Origin of the sequence: Leucobacter sp. USHLN154, from assembly GCF_037145595.1 — a bacterium.
Lineage (GTDB): Bacteria > Actinomycetota > Actinomycetes > Actinomycetales > Microbacteriaceae > Leucobacter > Leucobacter alluvii.
Map to the genome: position 1 here is coordinate 315,336 of NZ_JBBCXF010000004.1, position 21,966 is coordinate 337,301.

Annotated in this window: 21 protein-coding genes; 9 read left to right on the forward strand and 12 right to left on the reverse strand. The window is 68.8% G+C overall.

Features of this window, described 5'->3' with window-relative positions; translation table 11 throughout:
* Nucleotides 1-12 precede the first annotated feature (12 nt).
* Complete coding sequence (locus tag WFH23_RS09440; RefSeq protein WP_336662338.1) at nucleotides 13-897, reverse strand: alpha/beta fold hydrolase; 885 nt, start codon at nucleotides 895-897, stop codon at nucleotides 13-15.
* 96 nt (nucleotides 898-993) lie between these two features.
* On the opposite strand from WFH23_RS09440, the gene WFH23_RS09445 reads away from it, so the two are divergent.
* On the forward strand, nucleotides 994-2,325 hold the full coding sequence (locus WFH23_RS09445) for an MFS transporter (RefSeq protein WP_090145966.1): 1,332 nt from the start codon (nucleotides 994-996) through the stop codon (nucleotides 2,323-2,325).
* A 102-nt stretch (nucleotides 2,326-2,427) separates the two neighbouring features.
* Here the strand turns inward: WFH23_RS09445 and WFH23_RS09450 are convergent, their stop codons facing one another.
* Genes WFH23_RS09450 through pdhA form a run of 3 tightly spaced genes read right to left on the reverse strand, consistent with a single transcriptional unit; the run spans nucleotide 2,428 to nucleotide 5,992 of the window.
* Nucleotides 2,428-3,831, reverse strand: coding sequence for a dihydrolipoamide acetyltransferase family protein (locus WFH23_RS09450; RefSeq protein ID WP_336662339.1), 1,404 nt, complete (start codon nucleotides 3,829-3,831; stop codon nucleotides 2,428-2,430).
* Nucleotides 3,831-4,889: an alpha-ketoacid dehydrogenase subunit beta gene (locus tag WFH23_RS09455; RefSeq protein ID WP_430413605.1), complete on the reverse strand. Its 1,059-nt coding sequence runs from the start codon at nucleotides 4,887-4,889 to the stop codon at nucleotides 3,831-3,833. Before WFH23_RS09455 ends, WFH23_RS09450 begins: the two co-directional genes overlap by 1 nt.
* An 8-nt stretch (nucleotides 4,890-4,897) precedes the next feature.
* Nucleotides 4,898-5,992 carry a pyruvate dehydrogenase (acetyl-transferring) E1 component subunit alpha gene (gene pdhA / locus WFH23_RS09460; protein ID WP_090145970.1) on the reverse strand — a complete coding sequence of 365 codons (1,095 nt, stop codon included), beginning with the start codon at nucleotides 5,990-5,992 and terminating at the stop codon, nucleotides 4,898-4,900.
* A 158-nt stretch (nucleotides 5,993-6,150) separates the two neighbouring features.
* Between pdhA and WFH23_RS09465 the strand changes: the two genes are divergently transcribed.
* Nucleotides 6,151-6,612, forward strand: coding sequence for an Lrp/AsnC family transcriptional regulator (locus tag WFH23_RS09465; RefSeq protein WP_200330615.1), 462 nt, complete (start codon nucleotides 6,151-6,153; stop codon nucleotides 6,610-6,612).
* Between the two features lie 127 nt (nucleotides 6,613-6,739).
* On the opposite strand, the gene kduI is transcribed toward WFH23_RS09465, so the two are convergent.
* The 6 genes from kduI to WFH23_RS09495 all read right to left on the reverse strand — a co-directional run bounded on the left by kduI (nucleotide 6,740) and on the right by WFH23_RS09495 (nucleotide 13,059).
* The gene (gene kduI, locus WFH23_RS09470) at nucleotides 6,740-7,579 is read right to left on the reverse strand and encodes a 5-dehydro-4-deoxy-D-glucuronate isomerase (RefSeq protein WP_090145974.1); all 840 of its coding nucleotides are present in this window, start codon (nucleotides 7,577-7,579) and stop codon (nucleotides 6,740-6,742) included.
* Nucleotides 7,580-7,599: 20 nt separating this feature from the next.
* Nucleotides 7,600-8,571: a 2-hydroxyacid dehydrogenase gene (locus WFH23_RS09475; RefSeq protein ID WP_090145976.1), complete on the reverse strand. Its 972-nt coding sequence runs from the start codon at nucleotides 8,569-8,571 to the stop codon at nucleotides 7,600-7,602.
* Nucleotides 8,572-8,645: 74 nt separating this feature from the next.
* Complete coding sequence (locus tag WFH23_RS09480; RefSeq protein ID WP_336662341.1) at nucleotides 8,646-9,746, reverse strand: extracellular solute-binding protein; 1,101 nt, start codon at nucleotides 9,744-9,746, stop codon at nucleotides 8,646-8,648.
* A 52-nt stretch (nucleotides 9,747-9,798) separates the two neighbouring features.
* Complete coding sequence (locus WFH23_RS09485; protein ID WP_176698246.1) at nucleotides 9,799-10,914, reverse strand: ABC transporter ATP-binding protein; 1,116 nt, start codon at nucleotides 10,912-10,914, stop codon at nucleotides 9,799-9,801.
* Between the two features lie 8 nt (nucleotides 10,915-10,922).
* Nucleotides 10,923-12,668: an ABC transporter permease subunit gene (locus WFH23_RS09490; RefSeq protein ID WP_176698247.1), complete on the reverse strand. Its 1,746-nt coding sequence runs from the start codon at nucleotides 12,666-12,668 to the stop codon at nucleotides 10,923-10,925.
* A gap of 25 nt (nucleotides 12,669-12,693) precedes the next feature.
* Nucleotides 12,694-13,059: a cupin domain-containing protein gene (locus tag WFH23_RS09495; protein ID WP_200330607.1), complete on the reverse strand. Its 366-nt coding sequence runs from the start codon at nucleotides 13,057-13,059 to the stop codon at nucleotides 12,694-12,696.
* A gap of 184 nt (nucleotides 13,060-13,243) precedes the next feature.
* On the opposite strand from WFH23_RS09495, the gene WFH23_RS09500 reads away from it, so the two are divergent.
* The 6 genes from WFH23_RS09500 (at nucleotide 13,244) to WFH23_RS09525 (ending at nucleotide 18,576) form a co-directional block, all read left to right on the forward strand.
* Nucleotides 13,244-14,056, forward strand: coding sequence for an IclR family transcriptional regulator (locus tag WFH23_RS09500; protein WP_176698248.1), 813 nt, complete (start codon nucleotides 13,244-13,246; stop codon nucleotides 14,054-14,056).
* Between the two features lie 124 nt (nucleotides 14,057-14,180).
* A complete protein-coding gene (locus WFH23_RS09505) occupies nucleotides 14,181-15,179 on the forward strand; it encodes an NAD(P)-dependent oxidoreductase (protein WP_090145987.1) in 999 nt (332 codons plus the stop codon).
* Between the two features lies 1 nt (nucleotide 15,180).
* Entirely contained in the window at nucleotides 15,181-15,924 is a 744-nt protein-coding gene (locus WFH23_RS09510) for an SDR family oxidoreductase (protein WP_090145989.1), read from the forward strand.
* Nucleotides 15,921-16,604: a bifunctional 4-hydroxy-2-oxoglutarate aldolase/2-dehydro-3-deoxy-phosphogluconate aldolase gene (locus WFH23_RS09515; RefSeq protein ID WP_200330601.1), complete on the forward strand. Its 684-nt coding sequence runs from the start codon at nucleotides 15,921-15,923 to the stop codon at nucleotides 16,602-16,604. The genes WFH23_RS09510 and WFH23_RS09515 overlap by 4 nt, the downstream gene beginning before the upstream one ends.
* 2 nt (nucleotides 16,605-16,606) lie before the next feature.
* Nucleotides 16,607-17,578: a sugar kinase gene (locus WFH23_RS09520; protein ID WP_336662343.1), complete on the forward strand. Its 972-nt coding sequence runs from the start codon at nucleotides 16,607-16,609 to the stop codon at nucleotides 17,576-17,578.
* 26 nt (nucleotides 17,579-17,604) lie between these two features.
* Nucleotides 17,605-18,576 carry a quinone oxidoreductase family protein gene (locus WFH23_RS09525; protein ID WP_211649763.1) on the forward strand — a complete coding sequence of 324 codons (972 nt, stop codon included), beginning with the start codon at nucleotides 17,605-17,607 and terminating at the stop codon, nucleotides 18,574-18,576.
* Between the two features lie 96 nt (nucleotides 18,577-18,672).
* Here WFH23_RS09525 and WFH23_RS09530 read toward each other — a convergent pair whose 3' ends face one another.
* Together WFH23_RS09530 and WFH23_RS09535 are read right to left on the reverse strand one after the other, a co-directional pair.
* Entirely contained in the window at nucleotides 18,673-20,088 is a 1,416-nt protein-coding gene (locus WFH23_RS09530) for an acyltransferase family protein (RefSeq protein ID WP_200330597.1), read from the reverse strand.
* A gap of 102 nt (nucleotides 20,089-20,190) precedes the next feature.
* Nucleotides 20,191-20,877, reverse strand: coding sequence for a response regulator transcription factor (locus tag WFH23_RS09535; RefSeq protein WP_336662344.1), 687 nt, complete (start codon nucleotides 20,875-20,877; stop codon nucleotides 20,191-20,193).
* Between the two features lie 110 nt (nucleotides 20,878-20,987).
* Between WFH23_RS09535 and WFH23_RS09540 the strand changes: the two genes are divergently transcribed.
* Complete coding sequence (locus WFH23_RS09540; RefSeq protein ID WP_336662345.1) at nucleotides 20,988-21,965, forward strand: hypothetical protein; 978 nt, start codon at nucleotides 20,988-20,990, stop codon at nucleotides 21,963-21,965.
* The last annotated feature ends 1 nt before the right edge of the window (nucleotide 21,966 follow it).

Genomic DNA, 21,966 nt, shown 5'->3' on the forward strand with positions numbered 1-21,966 from the left:
CCGTACCCGCCCTCAGCGATCGGGTGTTTCCGCGTTGCGGGTGGGGAAGAAGTCGATGAGCGCTTGGCTCAGGGGCGCAGGCGCTTCCTCGGCCACGTGATGACCCGAGTCGATGCCGTGCCCTCGTACATCGACCGCCCAGTCTCGCCAGATCGCGAGCGGGTCGCCGTAGAGCTGTTCGAGGTCGTCTTGCTCCGACCACAGCACCAGTACCGGCATCGAGAGCCGACGGCGAGCGGCGCGGTCGGCCTCCTCATGGGCGCGATCAATCGTGAGTCCGGCGCGATAGTCCTCGAGCATCGCCCGCACGACACCTGGTGTGCGGATCGCCGCCAACCATTCCGCATGGTTCTCAGCACCCATGCGCTCCGGGTCCGCGCCGTACCAGCTCTCGGGGTCGGCGTTGATGACGCGCTCGGGAGTCTCGGGCTGAGCGTAGAAGAACCAGTGCCACCACAGCGCGGCGAACCGAGCATCTGCGCGAGCGAGGTGCTCACTGATCGGAATGCAATCCAGCAGCGCCAGATGATCGACTCGTTCTCCGTGGTCGAGCGCGAGGCGGAGCGCGACGTAGCTGCCGCGGTCGTGTCCGACGAGGTGAAAACGATCGTGACCGAGGATCGTCATGAGCTGCGTCAGATCCCCGGCCACCGCGCGTTTCGAGTGAGCGCTGTGATCCTCGGTCGGATCCGGTCCCCGCGATCGGCCGTACCCCCTGAGATCCGGGCAGATCACCGAATACCCGGCGTCGACGAGCCTGGGGGCGACGCTGTGCCAGGTGGCCCCAGTGCGCGGATGCCCGTGGAGGAGCAGGACCGGCGGCCCGTCGCCGCCGTACCGCACGTGGATGGTCGCCTCATTCGTCGCGATGTCTTCGACGGCGAAGTTCTCGAACATGCTCCCATCATGCATGCGATGGGTCGTATTCGTGTACGCTCTATTACTGGCCGAACGGTCGGTAACTTGGCCGTCCATACGAACAACGGAGTTCACATGACCATGACTGCTGCTGCCAAGCAGGCGGAACGGCGCAAGGTGCTCGCAGGCACCGTCGTCGGTACCACCATCGAGTGGTACGACTTCTTCATCTACGCGCAGGCGGCGGGCGCCGTCTTCGCGACGCTCTACTTCGCCCCCGCGGGTGAGACGGTCGGCCAGATCGTCGCCTGGGCGTCCCTCGGCATCTCCTTCCTGTTCCGCCCCCTCGGCGCCATCGTCGCCGGGCACCTCGGCGACCGGCTCGGGCGCAAGCGCATGCTCGTGCTCACGCTCATTCTGATGGGGCTCGCCACCGCCCTGATCGGCGTGCTGCCGACCTACGCCCAGATCGGCGTCGCGGCGCCGGTGCTGCTCGTGCTGCTCCGCGTGCTGCAGGGCTTCTCGGCCGGCGGCGAGTGGGGCGGGGCCGCCCTCATGTCGGTCGAGCACGCGCCCGAGAACAAGCGCGGCTTCTTCGGTGCGTACCCGCAGATCGGCGTGCCGCTCGGCATGATCCTCGCGACCGCGACCATGTGGGTCATCACCACGACGCTGACCGAGGAGCAATTCCTGACCTGGGGCTGGCGCCTCCCGTTCCTCTTCTCCATCGTGCTGATCCTCGTCGGCTACTTCATCCGCCGCGCCGTCGAGGAGTCCCCGGTCTTCAAGGAGCTGCAGGAGCGCAAGGGCGAATCTGCCGCACCGCTGAAGACGCTCTTCTCGAAGCACGCGAAGGAGGTGGTGCTCGCCGCACTCATCTTCATCGCGAACAACGCGGCCGGCTACCTGCTCATCGCCTTCTTCTCGGCGTATGCGACGCGGCCGGAAGCCGAGGGCGGGCTCGGCCTCGAGCGGCCCCCGGTGCTGCTCGCCACCACACTGGCCTCCTTCGGGTGGCTCGCGTTCACCCTGTTCGGCGGCATCGTCTCCGACCGCATCGGGCGCGTTCGCACCTTCCAGATCGGGTACGTGCTGCTGGGTATCTGGGCCGTGCCGATGTGGTTCCTCATCGACACCGGCAACATCTTCATGTACTTCCTCGCCCTGTTCCTGATGACCGTCGGGCTCGGACTCTCCTACGGCCCGCAGGCCGCGCTCTACGCCGAGATGTTCCCCGCCGACGTGCGCTACTCCGGGGTCTCCATCGGGTACGCGATCGGCGCGATCTTCGGCGGTGCGTTCGCTCCGCTCATCGCCGATCTCGTGTTCGGCGCCACGGGAGCGTCGTGGACGATCGGCCTGTACATCCTCGGCGTGACGATCGTCTCACTCGTGGCCGTGTCGCTCGTGAAGGAGCCGAAGGGCGTCGCGCTGAACACGCGCTCGAACGAGGTCGTGACGGTCTAACCGCCCACCCCTCGACGCAATGCGGCAGAAGGTCCGTTCCCCAGCTCTCGGGGAACGGACCTTCTGCCGCATTCCTGGTGGCTCGTGGGCTCCGGCCCGGCCTCACACCCGGGAGTACGCGCGCAGCGGGTGCTCGAGCATATCGGTCACCGCGCGCAGGAACCCGGCCGCATACCCGCCGTCGCAGACGCGGTGGTCGAACACGAGCGAGAGCTGGGCGATGCGCCGCGCCTGGACGCGGCCGTCAACCACCCAGGCACGCTCGAGCACGCGCCCGATCCCGAGCATCGCGACCTCGGGGTGGTTGATGATCGCGGCGGAGCCGTCGACCCCGAGGCCGCCGTAGTTGTTCAACGTGAACGTGGAGCCTCTGAGCTGCTCAGGGGGCGTGCGCCCGTCGCGCGCGGTCGCACTGAGCGACCGCAGCTCGCGGTCGAGCTCGGCGATCGACATCGCGTGCGCATCGCGCATCACCGGAACCATCAGCCCGCGGCTCGTGTCGACGGCGATGCCCAGGTTCACGCCCTCGTAGATCTCGATCGCGTCACCGGTCGGCGTCAGGCGGCTCGCGAGAATCGGGTACTGCTGCAGCGCGAGCAGCGTGTAGCGGGCGAGGATCGCCGTGAGCGATGGCGGCCGCTCGCCGTCCGCCGCCATGAGCGGGCGCAGCTCCCAGAGCTCGGTGAGATCGACATCGACCCACACCGTCGCTTCGGGAATCTCGGCCCTGCTGCGCGAGAGCGTCTCGCTGACGACGCGCCGGAGCGGGCTGAAGTGCTCGACGCGGGCCACCGGCAGCGGCGACGTGTGCGCGCCTGCGGTGACGGGATCCTGCTGAGTGCCCTCGGAAGCATCTGCGCGAGGCGCATCCGCAGCGCGCAGCACGTCGGCGCGAGTGATCGCGCCATCGCTCCCCGTCGCGCGCACCCGGTGCGGGTCGACCCCGAGCTCCCGGGCGAGACGACGCACGATCGGAGACCGCACGGCGACCGTGCGGCGCGGTGCGTCGCTGATCCGCACCGGGGCGGGGGCTTCGTGCACCAGGGCGGGAGTCGAGGTGGCGCCGCTGCGCGCCCCGCCGATGCCGCCCCTGGCCCGGCGGCGACGGCCCTTCGCGGGCCCGCGGCCAGTGCCGTAACCGATCAGCACGTTGCCGGATCCCGCCCGTTCCTCGTGACGGTAGGCCTCGCGCTCCTCGTCCGGCGACGGAGGCGCTCCGGGTGACTCGGGCGAGCCGCCCGCGGGCTCAGCGGCTTCGGGCGCCCGCTCATCGAGCACCTCGAGCACCGGGGAGCCGGTCAGCAGTGCATCGCCCTCGGCGCCGTGCAGCTGCACGACCACGCCGGCGTAGGGCGAGGGCAGCTCGACGATGCTCTTGGCCGTCTCGACCTCCGCGATGGGCTGGTCGATGCTGACGGTGTCGCCGACGGAGACCATCCAGCGCACGAGCGCGGCTTCCGTGAGGCCCTCGCCGAGGTCTGGCAGGTTGAAGACGCGCGTGCTCATCACTGATCCTCCCAGTGCAGGGTTTCGATGGCGTCGAGTACGCGCTCGGCGTCGGGCAGGTACCAGTGCTCGAACTTCGGTGAGGCGAACGGGGTGTCGAATCCGGTCACGCGCCGCACGGGCGCCTCCAGGTACTCGAAGCACTGCTCGAACACGCGGGCTTGGATCTCCGACGCGACACTGGCGAAGCCCGGAGCCTCGGCGATGACCACAGCGCGGCCGGTGCGCCGCACAGACTCCATCACGGTGCGATCGTCGAACGGTGTCAGGGTGCGCACATCGACCACCTCGACGCTGCGCCCCTCCGCTTCCGCGACCTCGGCTGCCTCGAGAGCGATCGGAACGGACGGGCCGTAGCTGATGAGCGTCACGTCGCTGCCCGGCCGCACGACGCGGGCGCGGCGCAGATCGGCGGCGATCGACGTATCGACCGGCCCGGTCGACCAGTAGAGCTTCTTCGGCTCCATGAAGACCACGGGATCCGGGGAGGCGATCGCCGCGCGCAGGAGCGAATATGCGTCCTGCGGCGTCGACGGGGACACCACGGTGAGCCCGGGCGTGTGAGCGTAGTAGGCCTCGGAGGAGTCGCAGTGATGCTCGACGCCGCCGATCCCGCCGCCGTACGGGATGCGGATCACCATCGGCATGCGGAGATCGCCGCGGGTGCGATTGCCCAGTTTCGCGACGTGACTCACCACCTGCTCGAACGCCGGCAGCGCGAAGGCGTCGAATTGCATCTCGACGACCGGGGCGAGCCCGTTCATCGCCATTCCGACCGCAGTGCCGACGATGCCCGACTCGGCAAGGGGTGTGTCGAAGCAGCGGTCTTCGCCGAATCGCGCGGTCAGGCCATCGGTGATGCGGAAGACGCCGCCGAGCGCTCCCACATCCTCGCCGAAGACGACGACGCGGTCATCGCTCGCGAGAGCGTCGGCGAGGGCGAGGTTGAGGGCGCTCGCCATCGTCAGCGTCTCGACCGTCGTCGCCCCTGCTTCGGCGTCGCGAGCGGATGGCGCAGCGCCGGCGGGCGTTCCGGCCGGAGCGGCGCCGTGCGCCATCGTGGTGCTCATGACTCGACCTCCGTGCGCTCGATCTCGTCGCGCAGCGCGTCCCACTGCGCGTCGAGCATCTCGGGTCGCTGCGCGAAGACGTGGGTGAAGAGGTCCTCGGGGTTCAATTCCGGGTCCGCGTTCATCGCGTATCGCAGTTCGCTCGCGATCTCCTCCGCGGCAGCGGCGAGCTCCGACTCGTCGGCCTCGGTCAGGGCGCCTGACTCGCGGAGGTGGCTGCGCAGGCGGGTGAGCGGATCACGTCCGACCCACGCCTGCACCTCCTCGCGGTCGCGGTAACGGGTGTCGTCGTCGGCGTTGGTGTGCGCGAGCATGCGGTACGTGTGGGCTTCGATGAAGCTCGGGCCCTGACCGGAACGGGCTCGATCGACGGCCGCTCCGAGCACGGCGAGCAGCGCGGCGACGTCGTTCCCGTCGACGCGCTCGCCGGGCATTCCGTATCCGATGGCCTTGTGCGCGAGAGACGCCGCCGCGGTCTGCCGTGAGAGCGGCACCGAGATGGCGAACTCGTTGTTCTGCACGAAGAAGACGACCGGGAGGTGGAAGACGGCGGCGAAGTTCATCGCCTCGTGGAAGTCGCCCTCGCTCGTGGCGCCGTCGCCGCACATCGCGAGCACCACGGTGTCTTCGCCCCGGAGCCGAGCGGCGTGCGCGAAGCCGACCGCGTGGAGCAGCTGCGTCGCGAGCGGAGTCGCCTGCGGCGCGATCCCGTACTCGGTCGGGTCATAGCCCGAGTGCCAGTCTCCGCGCAGCAGGACCATCGCATTCGCCGGCTCGACGCCGCGAGCGATCACCGCGACCGAATCCCGATAGGTCGGGAACAGCCAGTCGCCGCGCTCGAGGCACAGCGCCGCGGCGATCTGGCAGGCCTCCTGGCCGGTCGACGCCGGGTAGACGGCCAGCCGGCCCTGGCGCACGAGCGCATTGCACTGATCGTTGATGCGGCGGCCGTTCACGAGTCCCGCGTAGGCGCGTCGCAGCGTCTCGCGATCGGGCAGGGCGAACTCGGGGTCGGGCTGGACGACACCCTCGGCGTCGATCAGTTGCACGGGGGTGTCGCGCGGCAACAGCGCGTCTGCTGATCGGGACACGGTTCCTCCTTGAATCCGTCCGTCAATGTGTCGCCTATTGTGCTCGCAATTCACGCGCCTGCGCACGATTTCGCTCGACTTCTGTATGTTTGATTGCAGAACAGCCTGAATACTGGATATCTGTATCGGGCGACGAGCCGGTCTCCAAGGGAGCAGACATGCAGGTAGACGACACCGATCGAGCGATCCTGGCAGTGCTCAGGAACGACGCCAGAATCTCCATGACCGCGCTCGCCGAGGCGGTGCACATCTCGCGCGCCGGAGCGCATGCCCGCGTGCGCAAGCTCGTCGACAGTGGCGTCATCATGAACTTCACGGTGCGTACCGACCCGGTGCGCGCTGGGGCTCACGCCTCGGCCTACGTGACGCTGCTGATCGACCAGACCGGATGGCAGGAGGTGCGCGCCCGGCTCGGCGAGATCGCGGAAGTCGAGCACATCGCGCTCGTCGGCGGCGACTTCGACGTACTACTGCTCGTGCGCGCTGCCGACAACAGCCACCTGCGGCGCGTCGTGCTCGAGGACATTCAGTCGATTCGGTGGGTGCGCAACACCCGCACCATTCTGATCTTCGAGGATTTCGGCGGCGGCCAGCCGCCCGAGCTCGCCGCGGATCGATGAGACGGCGGCCGGCCACGCATCGCGAGGCGCGGTGAGGCGCGGCTCCGGAAACGGCACGGCCGCCGGTCCCCTCGACGGCGGAGGGGATCGGCGGCCGTGCTGAACATCGCAGCCGTGCGAGTCGCGGTCAGGCGACCGCTCCGGCCACCTCCGGCACCGAGATCTGATCCATGTCGGCGAACATCTGGTTCTCGCCGGCCATGACCCAGAGGAACGAGTAGTTCGTAGTGCCGGCTCCGAAGTGCATCGACCACGCGGGCGAGATGACGGCGTCGCCATCGCGCAGGACGACGTGCCGCGTCTGCCCGGGAACCCCCATGAAGTGGAACAGCCGCTCGTTCTCGTCGAGATCGAAGTACACGTAGACCTCGGTGCGGCGGTCGTGGGTGTGCGGGGGCATGCTGTTCCAGATGTTGCCGGGCTCCGGCGCCGTGATGCCGAGCACGAGCTGGCTGCTGCGCACCCCGTCCTCGTGGATGTGCTTGCGCACGATGCGACGGTTGGCGTGCTCCTGCTCGCCGGTCTCCGTTGTGAGCGCTTCCGATGCCGGGACGAGCGTCGTCGGGTGATCGGTGTGGGATACGGCGGACGACAGGAAGAAGCGCGTCCCGGTCACGTCGGCCTCGAAGGAGATGTCACGCGCCCCGCGGCCGATGTAGAGCACATCCATATGCCCGATCGGGTAACGGGTGCCGTCCACGACCACGGACCCCGACCCGCTGAGCCCGGAGACCGCGAGTTCGCGGCGCTGGCAGAAGTACTCCGCCCGGAGGTCGGGGAAGTTCTCGAGCGCGACGGCCGTGCCGGGGATCGGGCTGACCCCGCCGAGCACCATCCGATCCTCATGGCTGTACACGGCCCGCAAGAGGCCAGGGGTGAACAGGTCGCTGATGACGAAGCGGGCGCGCAGCTCTTCGTCGCTCATTCCGACGAGTTCGTCGGGGTGGGTGGCGTGACGGATTTCCATGAATCGGTTCTCTTTCTGGTTCAGAGTGCGGTGCTGGTGACGACGTTGACGGGCTCGCCCGCAGCGAAGGCGATGATGTTGCGGCCGGCGATCGCGAAGACATCGTCAGCCTCGTCGGTGTGGAACCCGATGTGCGGGGTCAGGACGAGGTTGGGGAGATCCAGCGGGATCGTGTCGAGGGCGGGCGGCTCGGACTCGAACACGTCGATGCCGGCGCCGAAGAGTCGCCCGTCGCGCAGCAGCGCGAAGAGGGCGTCGCGATCGAGGATCTCGTCCCGCGCGGTATTGACGACGATCGCGCCCTCCGGCAGCAGCGCGAGGAGATCGCTCGAGATGAGGCGCTCGGTCTCCGGGGTGTGCGTGAGGTGCAGCGATACGGCGTCGCTCAGTCGGAAGAGCTCTTCGAGCTCGACGCGCCGCCCGGGAAGCGCGGCTTCGACCTCAGGGCGCTCCGTCCGGTTCCAGTACACGACGTTCATGCCCAACGCGTCCGCGATGCGAATGACCTCGGAGCCGATGGCTCCGGTGCCGACCACGCCGAGCGTGCGCCCGGCGAGCTTGACACCCTGATGCTTCGCCCATTCGCCGGCGCGCACGATGCGGTCGCCCTCAGGGATGCGACGTGCGACCGCGAAGAGCAGCCCGATGGCGTGCTCGGCCACGCTCCGGCTCGCGAAGTCGGGCACGTTCGTGACGGTGATGCCGAGCGATTCCGCCTCCGCGACGTCGACGAAGCGGTGCGCACCGGTGCCGACGAAGCTGACGAGCGACAGGCCGGGAACGGAGGAGAGAAACCCCTGCGGGAGAGGCCCCTGGTCACCGATGATGTAGACGGCATCGTAACCCTGGGCCCGGGCGATCGTGGCTTCGGCATCGGCGAACTGCTCTTCGAACCAGTCGAGCCGATGGCCCGCAGCCTTGAGCGGTTCGATCACGTCGCGGTGGACGATGTCCGAGTACTGCGCTTCGCCGTCGATGCATACGATGTTCATGGGAGTCCTTCTCTGATCGGGTGGGAGTGAGACGGGGCCCGCGCCTCCGGTGGGTGGCGGGGCCCCGAGGCCGGCTACTGCGCGACCCAGCGGTTGAACTGATCAGTCAGTTCGGTGTTGTTCTCCTTGTAGTAGTCGGCATCGAGCGTGATCGCGGTGTCGGTGTTCTCGCCGACGGGGAGGAACGGCTGGATGTCTTCGGGGAAGTCGCCGACTCCGACGCCGGTGCTCGCCGCCGGGATGGGGGTCGGCACCTGGGATGCGAAGGCGACCTGGCCCTCGGTGTTCTCGATGACGCTCTTCAGCAACTGCTGGGCGGCCTCGGGGTTGGGGGCATCGGCGGGGATCGCCCAGACGCTGTTCGCATAGCCGGCCTGGTCCCAGCTCACCGAGATCGGGAAGCCGTTCTGGCTCGCCGTGAAGGCCCGGTTCGCCCAGACGATTCCGAGGTCGCAGGAGCCGTTCTCGAAGCTCTCGATGGACTGCGCACCGCTCGACCACCAGGTGACGTTGTCCTTGATGGTGCCGAGCTTCTCGAATGCGCGGTCGGTGTCGAGCGGGTAGAGGTCGTCGGCGGCGACCCCGTCGGCCAGCAGCGCCGACTCGAGCGTCCAGCCGTACTGGGGGTTGTTGAAGAGGCAGCGCTGGCCGGGGAACGCTTCCGTGTCGTACAGATCTTCCCAGGTCTCCGGGTGCTCCCCGTCGACGGGCCAGGTGTCGGTATTCCAGGCGAGCACCATGCCGAAGGTGCCGACTTCGATGCCGGTCTTCGAGTAGGTGCCCTCGACGAGCTGGTCGACGGGGACGATGCTCGTATCGATCTCCGCGAGGTAGCCGTCATCGGCCGCCTGCTGGGCATCGCTGAGCGAGGGCAGGAACACGAGGCTCCAGTCGACGGCGCCGTTCTGCGCACCGGCGAAGAACTTCGTCGAGGCCTCGTTGTAGTCGTCGACGACCTTCACCCCGGTCTCCTCGGTGAAGTCGGCGAAGAGGGTGTCGTTCAGTCCTTCCCAGACGTCACCGCCGCTGGTGTCGTAGAAGAGGATCTCACCGGAGATGTCGCCGCCGCTCTCGGCATCCGCGGCGTCGGCGCCTCCGCTGCACGACGTGAGGGCGAGCGCGCCGGCGAGGGCGAGTGCACCGAGCGAAGCGGTGCGGGTCAGTGTGGAATGCATATGCAGGTCCTTCCTTGGATGCATGCGTTGAGGAGGTAGTGCGAACTGGGGACTACGGAGTGGGGAGCAGGACGGCGCTGCGTGCGCGCACGCTCATGACCGCGGGCGTGCCGACCTCGGGGATCGCCTCGGCGCTGTCGAGATCGACGAGGTAGGAACCGCGCTCGTCGGCGAGGCGGACGCGGATGGTCTGCCCGAAGAACCGGGCATCCGTGATCGTGACGCGCGCGACCGCTTCGTACCCGACCGGGGCGGTCTCGACGCTCGGGCTGAGCCGGATCTGCTCGGGTCGTGCGCTGAGCGTGCAGGCGGATCCGACAGCGAGGGTCGGCCCCTCCGTCGCGGTGACGACGAACTCGCCGGTGCGCACCTGGGTGCCGGAGCGGCTCTGGCCGACGACCTCCGCGACGAAGCTGTTGGTCTCGCCGAGGAAGTTCGCGACGAAGTCGCTGTTGGGAGCGCTGTACACCTCGCGCGGTGCCCCGACCTGGCGAATGTACCCGGCCTCCATGACACCCATGCGGTCGGAGAGGATGTACGCCTCCTCCTGGTCGTGGGTGACGTAGATCGCCGTCGTCTCCGATTCCTGCTGGATCCGTCGGATCTCGGACCCGAGATCCTGCCGCAGGCGCCGGTCGAGCGCACCGAGCGGCTCGTCGAGCAGCAGCACGCGGGGGCGCTGGGCGAGCGCCCGGCCGAGCGCGACGCGCTGCTGCTGGCCGCCCGAGAGCTGTGACGGGTGCCGATCTCGCAGCGCCCCGAGCTCCGTGAGCTCGAGCATCTCGTCGACCCGCTTCGCCAGGGCGGCGCCGCGCACTTTGCGGATCTTCAGCCCGAACGCGATGTTCTGCGCGACGGTGAGGTGCGGGAAGAGCGCGTAGTTCTGGAACACGAACCCGATGTCGCGCTGCTGCGTCGGCAGATGCGTGACATCGCTGCCGTCGATGGCGACACTGCCCGACGTGAAATCGATCAAGCCGGCGATGATGCGCAGCAGCGTGGTCTTCCCGGACCCCGAAGGGCCGAGCAGGGTGAAGAACTCGCCCGCCTGCACGGCGAGGTCGGTCTCATGCAGCACGCGCGTGCCGCTGAAGTCGCAGGTGATCCCGTCGACGATCACTTCGCCGCGCTTTCCGACGGTCGCCGCGTTTGCGTGTGTGGGGGACATGCCGGTCCTCATTTCTGGTCTGCCAGGATCGCCGACCGTGAGCGTCGCGACTGGATGATGCGCTGAGTGATGATGACGGCGATGACGAGCAGCGTGAGCAGCGCGGCGATCGCCGGGACAGTCGGCACGATGCCGCTCTCCAGGTACTGATAGATGGTGACGGGCAGTGTCTTCACCGGTCCGGTCTGGAGGAAGAGGGCGAGCACCACTTCGTCCCAGGAGGTCACGAACGCCAAACCGAACGCCGAGAGGATGACCGGGATCATGCCTCGCACCGTCACCGTCCAGAATGCGGAGATCCGCGACGCCCCCATGGTCCAGGCCGCCGTCTCGAGGTCGAGACCGCGCGATGCGAGTGCGGTGTTCACGATGGCGAACGCGAGGGGGAACGATACGAGGGTGTGCGCGAAGACGAGGCCGGGAATCGTGCCGGCGAGGTCGAGCCGGAGTTCGACCGCGTAGATCCCGATCGCGAGCAGGATGGCCGGCGTGATGATGGGCGCGAAGGCGAGCCCGGAGATGATGACCTTCGTCCGCTCGGATTTCGCGGTCTGCACGACGCGTGCGAGGTACAGGGCCAGGGCGGTGGATGTGATGCCGGTCAGCGTCGCGATCAGCAGGCTTCTCGTAATGGGATCGAGCCAGGTGCTGGTGGTGAGCGCCTCCCCGTACCATTCGAGGGTGAAGCCGCGCGGAGGGAACACCACCGTCTGCGTCTCGCCGACGGAGAGCGGGAAGACGATGAGCACGGGCAGGAGCAGTACGAGCAGTGAGATCAGTGTCAGCACGCCCGTGGTGACCGTGCCTGCCGACCAGGTGAAGCGCTGCTCTGCGCTGACGCCTTTCGCCTGCCCGCCGATTCCGGGGGCTTGGAACCCGCCGCCGATGCGGATGACGGCGACGTAGAGGATGAGGGTCGCCGCGAGCAGCACGACGCCGAGAGCTGAGGCGACACCCCATTGGAACAGGTCGATCTGCTGCTGGATGTACACGGCGACGGTCTGCTCCTGCGGGCCGCCGAGGATGGCGGGGACGATGAAGAAGCTGAGCGCCAGGATGAAGCAGAGCAGAGCGCCGCTGAGGATCGATGTGCGCACGAGCGGCAGGAAGACCTTGACGAAGATCTGGAAGCCCGATGCCCCCATCGTCTTGGCCGCGAGGATGACGTTGTGGTCGATGCCCGTCATGCCCGAGTAGAGGATGAGGATCATATAGGGCAGCAGATACATCACGGTGCCGACGAGGGTGCCGCCCTGGGTGTAGAGCAGGGAGAAGCGCTCGCCGCCGAGCGCCTGGCTCGCCTGGCTGAGCAGCCCGTTCGGGCTCAGGATCGAGGTGACGGCGAAGAGCCGCACGACGATGGAGACCTGAAACGGGATCAGGATGAGGAGGAGCACGATCCCGGCGGCGCGGCTGGGGAGCCGCGAGATGAAGTAGGCGGTCGGGAATCCGAGGAGCAGCGCGAGGAGCGTCGAGTTCACGGCGAGCACGATGGTGCGCCACTCGACGAGATGCAGGTAGTCGTCCTGCAGGATCGTGAGGTAGTGGTCGAGCGTGAGCTGGGGCTGACTCCAATCCCAGACGCCGTCGAGGCTGATGCTGCGGAGCACGACGTCGAGCAGCGGCCAGAAGAAGAAGATCACGAAGAAGCCAGCGGCGGCGAGTGCCATCGCGATCTTGGGGAGGCGAACGGGGTCGAGGATCGATCGCCGCGGAGGGCGAACCGTCGGGATCCCGGTAGTGCTGAGGCTCATCATTGATCCTTGTCGGCGCGGTGGATCAGGCCGCGGCCTGCGTGATGACGTACACCTTGCGGGCGGTCTCCTCGACGTTCCACACGACGTGCGAGCCGTCGGGGAGCGACACGAAGGCGTCCGGGCGGATCTCGATGACTTCGCCGTTCTCACGGGTGATCGTGCCTGCGCCGCTCACGAAGTACATGAACTCGGAGACGCCGATCTTGCTCGAGTGGAAGCTGCCAGGGCTGATCTCCCAGACTCCGATCTCGGTGCGGCCGTCCTCGTGGAGGATGGACTCGTGAGCCTCGGGATCGCCGGAGATCACGCGGCTGGGCGCCGGGCTCGTCTGGAGGGTCATCGTCGTGAGCCCGTGCAGTGTGACCGGATTGAAGAGAAGCTCGGTCATGAGGTATCAGCCCTTTCGGCGGAGTGCTGCAGTGCGACTCTGCGAATTGAAATTTGAAACACTGTCTCATAAGTGCAGAAATAATGTCAAGATAGAAACGACCGGCGATACCGGTTCGTAAAATTGCAACGGTGAGGAGACCTCGCGATGGAGCGTGGTACCGAATCGAAGGATGGAGACCGGAATGGCCGAACGCGTGATATCCACTGGCGGACTGACATCGTCGGAGCGAGTCACGGGCACGCAGAGCCTGGAGAAGGCGGTCGACATTCTCGAGTACATCGCCTCGGCGCCTCGCCCGGGCGTCACGCTGGCCGAGTGCACCGGCATCCTCGGCTACAGCAAGGCGACGACGCAGCGCATGCTCCTCACCCTGGCCCGACGCAATCTGCTGCACTTCGATGAGGATCTCGGGGTGTACTCGCTCGGCATGCTCACGGCGAAGCTCGGATCGGAGTACCTGAGCCGACTCGACACGCGAAAGGCCGCGCTGCCGGTCATGCGCGACATCGTGAGGGAGACCGGCGAGACAGCGCACCTGGGCGTGCTCTCGGGGAAGGATGTGGTCTACATCGAGCTGGTCGACAGCCCCCAGCCGATCCGCATCTTCAGCAAGGTCGGGGATTCCATCCCGGCATACGCCACCGCCATCGGCAAGTCGATCCTCGCTCAGCTGCCCAGTGACGTCCGGCAGCGGCACCTGCCGGACTCTCTCAGCGGCCGCACCGCGAACACGCTGACGACGTTCGAGGCCCTGCATCGGGATCTCGCGTTGACCCGGGAGCGCGGGTACGCGATCGACAACGGCGAGAACCGCGACGGGATCCGCGGATTCGCGGCGCCGATCTTCGATTTCTCCGGTGCGGTCTGCGCCGGCTTGAGCCTCGGCGGCCCGACGGCGCGCGTCGAGGCGGAGGAGGATGAGCAGCGTTTCGGCGAGCTCGTGAAGCGCGCGGCGCGCCGTGTATCCCAGGTGCTCGGCGCTCCCGGGGCGTAGTCGATCGAGCACGTCCCATCGTCTCCGGCGACGGTTTCGAGAGCGTTTCGCGCGCATCTCCGGTTGGCGAACTCCGCAGTTTATGAAATGATGTTTCAAATTTCATTCTCCGATGGGGGCTCCAATGCAGCAGCAACGTCGTCGCGTGGTCATCACCGACTGTGATCACGGCAGTGTCGATATCGAGCGGGAGGTCGCCGCCCGGTACGGGTACGACCTCGAGTTCGCCGAGTGCACGAGCGAGGAGGACGTGATCGCGATTGCCGCGGATGCGGCCGCGATCCTCACCCAGTACGCGCCGGTCACCGAGACGGTGCTCTCGCGACTGCCCGGGCTCGTCGCCGTCGGCAGATACGGCGTGGGCGTCGATACCGTCGACCTCGACGCCGCAAGCGCGCGGGGAGTCGCCGTCTGCAATGTGCCCGACTACGGCACTGAGGACGTGAGCGACCACGCGATTGCGCACGCACTCGGACTGCTGCGCGGGCTCCCGGCACTCGATAAGGGCGTGCGCCGCGGCAGCGCCGATCTCGCGCCGGTGCGACCGCTCCATCGCTTCTCGGCGTCGACCTTCGCGGTCTACGGTCTCGGGTTGATCGGTGAAGCGACGGCGCGGAAAGCACGCGCGCTCGGCTTCCGAGTGATCGGAACCGATCCCAGGTACGCGGCAGGCGAGGTCACCCCGGACGGAACCGACGTCGTCGCGCCTGACGAGCTGCTCGCGCAGGCCGATCTCATCTCGCTGCACCTGCCGCTGATCGCGCAGACCAGGCACCTCATCGACGATGCGGCATTCGCGCGCATGCGCCCGGGCGTCAAGATCGTGAACACATGCCGGGGCGGCGTGATGCAGACGGAAGCGCTCGTGCGCGCACTCGACTCGGGCGTCGTCGCCGCTGCGGCGCTCGACGTCTTCGAAGAGGAACCCCTGCCCCTCACCCATCCGCTCCACCGGTTCGAGCAGGTCATGCTCAGCCCGCACGCGGCGTGGTACAGCGAGGAATCGTTCGTCGAGCTCAAGCGCCGCGCGATGGAGCACATCCTCGACGTCTGCGAGGGGCGGCCGGTCGCGTACGTCGTCAACCAGGCCGATCTCCGGGCCCGCGACCTCGAGAGGATCTGAGATGTTCGACGCGACACTCACCGGGCGCACGGCCGTGGTCACCGGCGCCTCCCGCGGCATCGGCGAGGCCGTCGCGGCCGCGCTGCTCCAGAGCGGTGCCGATGTGACCACGTTCCAACGCGGCCCGAATTCGGACGCACTGCGCGCGATCGCTGACGCGAGCGGGCGCACGCTCGCGCACGTGGCGGTCGATTTCGCGGATCCGAACTCCGTCGATGCAGCGATCGACCGGGTCGGCGCCGTCGACATCCTCGTCAACAACGCCGGCACGCAGATCAGGCACGACGCCGTCGACTTCCCCCTCGGCGACTTCGAGCGGGTGCTCGCGGTCAATGTGAACGCGGTGTTCCAGCTCAGCCAGGGCTTCGGGGCGGGGATGGTCGAGCGCGGGACGGGGAAGATCGTGACGCTCGCCTCGCTGCTGACCTTCCAAGGCGGGCTTCGCGTGCCGGCCTACGCCGCATCGAAAGGCGCCGTCGCGCAACTGGTGAAGGCGCTCAGCAATGAGTGGGCCGGCCGAGGCGTGAACGTCAATGCGGTCGCTCCCGGCTATGTGGAAACGGAGATGAACGAGGCGCTGCTCGCAGACCCCGTGCGCTTCGCGCAGCTCAGCGATCGCATCCCAGCAGGACGGTGGGGGAGCCCGCAGGACATCGCCAGCGCGGTCGTCTTCCTGTGCACGCCCTACGCCGAGTACATCCACGGCGCGGTGCTCCCGGTCGACGGCGGATGGCTCGCGCGATGAGTCCTCGCGAGCGCGCAGGGGTGCCCGCGGAACTGCGCGCCAACCCCGTGATCGCCGTACTGCGAGCGCCCACGGCAGCTGGATACGCTCCCGTGATCGATGCGCTGCTCAGGGGTGGCGTGCGGTTCGTCGAGGTGACGCTCAGCACTCCGGGCACGATCGACGAGTTGCCGATGCTCGTTCGCCGCTTCGGCGACGACGCGCGGATCGGCGTCGGCACAGTCACCGAGACGAGCCAGGCGCGGGAGGCGATCGCCGCCGGTGCGCGGTACCTGGTGACCCCGACGACCGATCCGCGGATCATCGACGTCGCGGTCGACGCCGAGGTGCCCGTCTACCCCGGCGGCTTCACGCCGACCGAGTTGCACACCGGGTGGCGCGGCGGCGCGACGGCGGTGAAGGTGTTCCCCGCTTCGAAGCTCGGGCCGAAGTACGTCGCCGACCTGCGCGGGCCGTTCCCCGATATCGAGGTGATTCCCTCGGGGGGCGTGGACGCAGAATCCGCGCTCGATTGGCTGCGCGCCGGTGCCTGCGCGGTGAGCGCCGGAGGCCCGCTGCTGCGCGATGCGTTCGACGGGGGAGACCTCGGCGAGCTGACCCGGCGCGCGCAGGCGCTGCAGCAGTCCATCGTCGATGCCGGGCTCGTCGCGCGAGTCGATCTCGGACGGACGGGGGCGTGACGATGGCGACCGCACCCGGGCCGAGCGCAGCGCCCTACGTGCTGACCCTCGGCGAATCGATGGGCCTCGTGCGCCAAACGCAGGCCGGCAGACTCATCACGCAACGCGCAATCGAATTCGGCTTCGGCGGTGCCGAATCGAATGTGGCGATCGGCCTGAGCCGTCTCGGCACGGATGCCGTGTGGTGCGGCAGGCTCGGCGCTGACAGCGTCGGAGACGTGATCGCGCGCGAGCTGCGGGCTGAGGGGGTGCGCACCGTGGCGATCCGGGATGCCGGTGCTCCCACCGGTCTCATGCTCAAGGAGCGCCCGACCGCAGGCACCTCTCGCGTCGTCTACTACCGCACGGGCAGCGCCGGCTCTCGACTCGAGCCGAGCGACCTGTCAGATGCACTGATCGCCGGGGCCGCACTCGTGCACGTCACCGGCATCACTCCGGCGCTGTCGGAGAGCGCCGATGCCGCCGTCGAATCCGTCATGCGTCGAGCGCGCGGCGCCGGCGTGCCGGTGTCCATTGACCTGAACTACCGATCCGCGCTTTGGAGCCGAGCGGCCGCGGCCGTCCGCCTCGCCGAGCTGGTGCCGCTCGCCGACATCGTCTTCGCCGGCGATGACGAAGCCGCCCTGCTGCTCGGCGACCGCCCGCTCGCGGAACTCGGGAGCGGACTGCAGGCACTCGGGCCGACCGAGGTCGTCGTCAAACTGGGCGCGCGCGGGTGCGCCGCGTTTCACGGCGGTACCCGCATCGACCGTGCGGCGATCCCCGCCGACGTCGTCGACACCGTGGGTGCCGGGGACGCGTTCGTGGCCGGATACCTCTCCGAGCTGGTCGGCGGCGCGGAGCTGGAGCAGCGCGTCACGACCGCCGTGACGGCGGGAGCGTTCGCCTGCACGATGAGCGGTGACTGGGAGGGTTTGCCGCGACGCAGCGATTTCGCGTCGCTGCAGTCGAACCTCGATCCGGTGCAGCGCTGATCGAGCGATCGCCGTAGGCTGAAATCATGACGAAGATGCGCGCGATCACCGTTGCCGAGGCCGGCGGCCCAGAGCTGCTGCAATTCACCGAGGTCGAGAGCCCCGCGCCCGGGGCGGGCGAGCTGCTCGTGCAGACCCGCGCCGTCGGCGTGAACTTCATCGAAACCTACCAGCGATCGGGCATCTACTCCGTGGAGTACCCCTTCACCCCCGGAGGAGAAGCCGCCGGCGTGGTGCTCGAGGTCGGGGACGGCGTCGAGGGGTACACAGCCGGTGACGTGATCACCACAGCAGAGGCCTCGCGCACCTACGCCGAGCGCTTCGTCGTTCCGGCCGATCGAGCGGTGCGCGTGCCCGAGGGCATCGCGGCCGACGTCGCCGCGGCCATTCCGCTGCAGGGGATCACCGCGCACTATCTCGCCACCTCGGCCGCGCAGCCCCGGGCAGGGGAGACGGTGGTCGTGCACGCAGGAGCCGGTGGAGTCGGCCTGCTGCTCACCCAGCTGCTGGTCGCGCGCGGGGTGCGCGTGTTCACGACCGTCTCGACGGCCGAGAAGCGCGAGCTGAGTCTCGGTGCAGGGGCCGCCGAGGTCTTCGACTACGACGACTTCTCGGCACGGGCGCGTGAGCTCACCGACGGGGAGGGCGTCGCGGTGGTCTACGACGGAGTCGGGGCGCGTACGTTCGACGATTCGCTGGCGGCGCTGCGCGTGCGCGGCGAGCTCGTGCTCTTCGGCGCGGCGAGTGGCCCAGTGCCGCCCTTCGACCTGCAGCGCCTCAACGCGGGGGGATCCCTGTCGGTCACCCGACCCTCGATGGGGCACTTCGTGCGCACCGCTGAAGAGCGGGCGTGGCGCTATCGCGAGCTCTTCGCAGCGATGGAGGCCGGCCAGCTCGACTTCCGCATCGGCGCCCGGTTCCCGCTGGCTGAGGCGGCTGCCGCGCATCAGGCGCTCGAGTCGCGAGCCACGACGGGCAAGGTGATTCTCGAGCCGTAGCGGCGGCCCGCCCGGCAAGACGCCGGCGGCTTCGGCAGGAGATCTCGCGTCGGTGCGCAGCTGCGGGCGCGAACCGACTCACCGAAGCGGCATCTCTCACCGAAGCGTCACGAGGCGCGGGCGTAGGCGCAGGCGCGGGCGCAGCGTGGCGAAGTGGAGGCCGAGTGCGAGCAGCGCGAGAGCGGCTGCGTAGGGCAGGGGCGAGGCGATCCCGGCGAGCAGTGCACTGGCGGTTCCGCCGATGCCGCACAGCACGCTGAGCGACGCCGACCAGCCCTGCATCCCCCGCATCCCGCGCATCCCCCGCATGCCGGCGCGGCTCCCGAAGCCCGTCGCCGTCGCCGTAGCCGTCGCCTGAAGTCGCGCGACTATCCGCTGCTCGAGCGGTGCGATGCAGGCGGCCACCGGCAGCACGCAGCACCCGATCACGAGGAGCCACAGCGGGCGCGTCGCCCACCACGCCTCCGAGTGCGGGGCAGGCAGGGGCAGGCCGGCGCTCCACATGAGGGCGACCAGGCCGAGTACGACGGGCATGTGCCAGAGATACACCCCCATTGCGACAGCGTTCGCCCGTGAGATGACGCGCGTGAGGCGGGGCGCGCGGGTGAGCGAGTCGAGTCGAGGGCGCAGCAGTTGGAGCACGAAGAACTGCGCCGTGCCGAGCAGCATGATCGCCGTCGTCGGCGGGTTGAGATTCACGAGCATGTCGGGCGACCATCCGCGCCCGATCAACGCGAGCAGCAGCGCCAGCGACGCGAGCAGGCCGGTGATCAGGCCCCGCCGGCGCCACACGGCGAACGACAGCCCGTCGCGCATCAGGAATCCGAGTTGCTGCATGAGCGGCCAGACGAGCACGAGGTTGAGATACCCGACCGGCGCGCCGAGACGTGCATGCGCCACGTCGACGATGATGACGCCGACGGCGAGCGCGAGCACGGTGATCAGCGGGATCCGGTCGTGGAGCCACGCCATCGCCGGCACCAGCGCGGTGACTCCGAAGTAGGTCGCGAGGAACCACAGCGGCTGGCCGATCCGCAGGCTCGCCTCGTCGATGAGGGCGGCGTCCGCCCCGAGCGCTCGGGCGAGCAGCAGTGCTCCGCCGACCGATCCGATCATGAGGATCGCGGGCACGGCCAGGCGGCGCGTGCGTGCGGTGACGTACTCGGCGGCGCTTGCACCGCGTTCGCGCATGCGCCGCCACTGCGACAGTGAGGCGAAGCCGCCGGCGATGAAGAAGAGGGGCATGATCTGCAGCACCCACGTCATCGGCACGAACCAGGCTTCGCCAGAAAGCGCGACACTCGTGCGCAGCGCCCCGGTCGGTGCGATCTGCGCGCCGACCATGAGGGCGTGCAGCACGACGACGATCAGCAGAGCGCCCGCGCGCACCGCATCGACGGTGGGGTCGCGGTGCGAGGCTGGCCGCGCAGGCGAGGCCGGTCGGGCGGCCGGCGGCGGTGAGGCCGGGCCGTCGAGCGCGAGCAGGTCGGGCTGCGAGTGGGTGAGTGTCACGGTGGCTCCTTGTATCGGGTACAAGGAGAGACGGTAGAAGCGGGGTGGCCCGCTCCGCGTCACTCGCGCGGGTGAACCGGCCGAACTGCGGGGTGAGGCGGATCAGCGCCCGACGCCGACGAGCCCCGATTCGTACGCGGCGATGACGACCTGCGTGCGATCCCGCAATCCGAGCTTTCCGAGCACCCGGGACACGTGCGTCTTCACGGTCTGCTCGGAGAGGAACAGGTGCTCCGCGATCTCGCTGTTCGACTTGCCCACCGCGACGAGCTTCATGACTCCGAGCTCGCGCTCCGTCAACGGCGAGAGCAGCGCTGAGGTGTCGCGGGGCGCCGGGCGCGCGACGTAGTCGGCGATCAGCTTGCTCGTGATGGAGGGCGCGAGCAGCGCGTTGCCCGCGGCGACGACGCGGACGGCCGCGATGAGGTCTTCCGCGGTCGCGTCTTTCAGCAGGAACCCGCTCGCGCCGGCCTGCAGCGCCGAGAAGACGTACTCGTCGGCGTCGAAGGTGGTCAGCATGATGACCCGCGGGTGATCGAGCCCGGGCATCGAGAGCACCGCCCTGGTCGCGTCGAGACCGTTCATCTGGGGCATGCGAATATCCATGAGTATCACGTCGGGCCGCGTTCGCCGCACCAGTTCCACGGCCTCGCTGCCGTCCGACCCGCTGCCGACGACGGTGAGGTCGGGCTGCGCGTCGAGCAGCGCGCCGAACCCCTGGCGCACCATCGCCTGATCGTCGATGATCGCCACCCGCACGGGGGCATTCTCTCGGTCTGACGGCACCATGAACTCGATGGTATCGAGAAGATCGAGTGGGAGGATCACCCGGAGGTACCACCCGAGTCGACCCCTGAGGGTGACGCGCAGATGCGTGAGCGGCTCGTACGGTGAACCGCATGGTCCTCCTCCCTGTGCTTCTCGCCGCAGTCGGCGCCGTCGGCCTGGCCGCCGGCACGCACCTGCAGCATCGCGCGGTGCGGCTCGGCGCGATGCATCGCGACCCGGCGTCGCCGCCCCGCCCGAACGCGCGGATCCCCGACGGGCTCCTCCAGATGTGGCGATCCCCGCTCTGGCTGCTCGGCGGCGCCGTCATCGTGGGCGCGACCGCACTCAACGTCGTCGCGCTGGGTCTCGCCCCGATCTCCGTCGTGCAGCCCGTCGGCGCACTCGCCCTCGTCGTCGCGGCCGTCATCAGCGCAGGTTCGTCGGGGCTGCGGATCACTCGCGGACTGGCATCCGGCATCGCACTCACCGTGCTCGCCGTCGTGGCCTTCGTGCTCGTCAGCGCCGGGTTCACCCGGGATGCGCACCCCGCTGATGCTCAGGTGCTGCAGCTCTCGGTGGCGCTGGGCGCCGGCATCGTGGCCGGGGGGCTCGTCGCGGTGAGCCGAGCGGGTCACCTCTCCCGCGTGGTGACCGCCGGCATGATGTACGGCGCCGTCGCAGCCGCAATGCACGTGGTGGCGGTCGAAGGCGTCGCGATCCTGCATCGGAACGGAGCGGGGACGCTCGGCGATCACGGCGCACGTCCCATCGCCCCCGGTGCGATGTGGGCGCTCATCGCACTTCTCGGAGCCGCCGCGCTCGTCGGTCTCTGGCTGGTGCAGACCGCCTACGCGAGCGGACCGCCCGAGACGGTGCTCGCGGGGCTGACGGTGCTCGATCCGCTCGTCGCCGTGGGGGTCGGCGTCCTGCTGCTCGGCGAATACGCACCGCTGCCACCGATCGCTCTGCTCGGGCTGGTGACGAGCGGCGGGGCCGCGGCGGCGGGCATTCTGCTCATCGCGCACCATCACCCGGGCTTCGCACCAGCACCGGCCGCATCAACACGACACGACGCCGTTGGCGTCGCACCTCAGAATAGGAGAAGCTGAC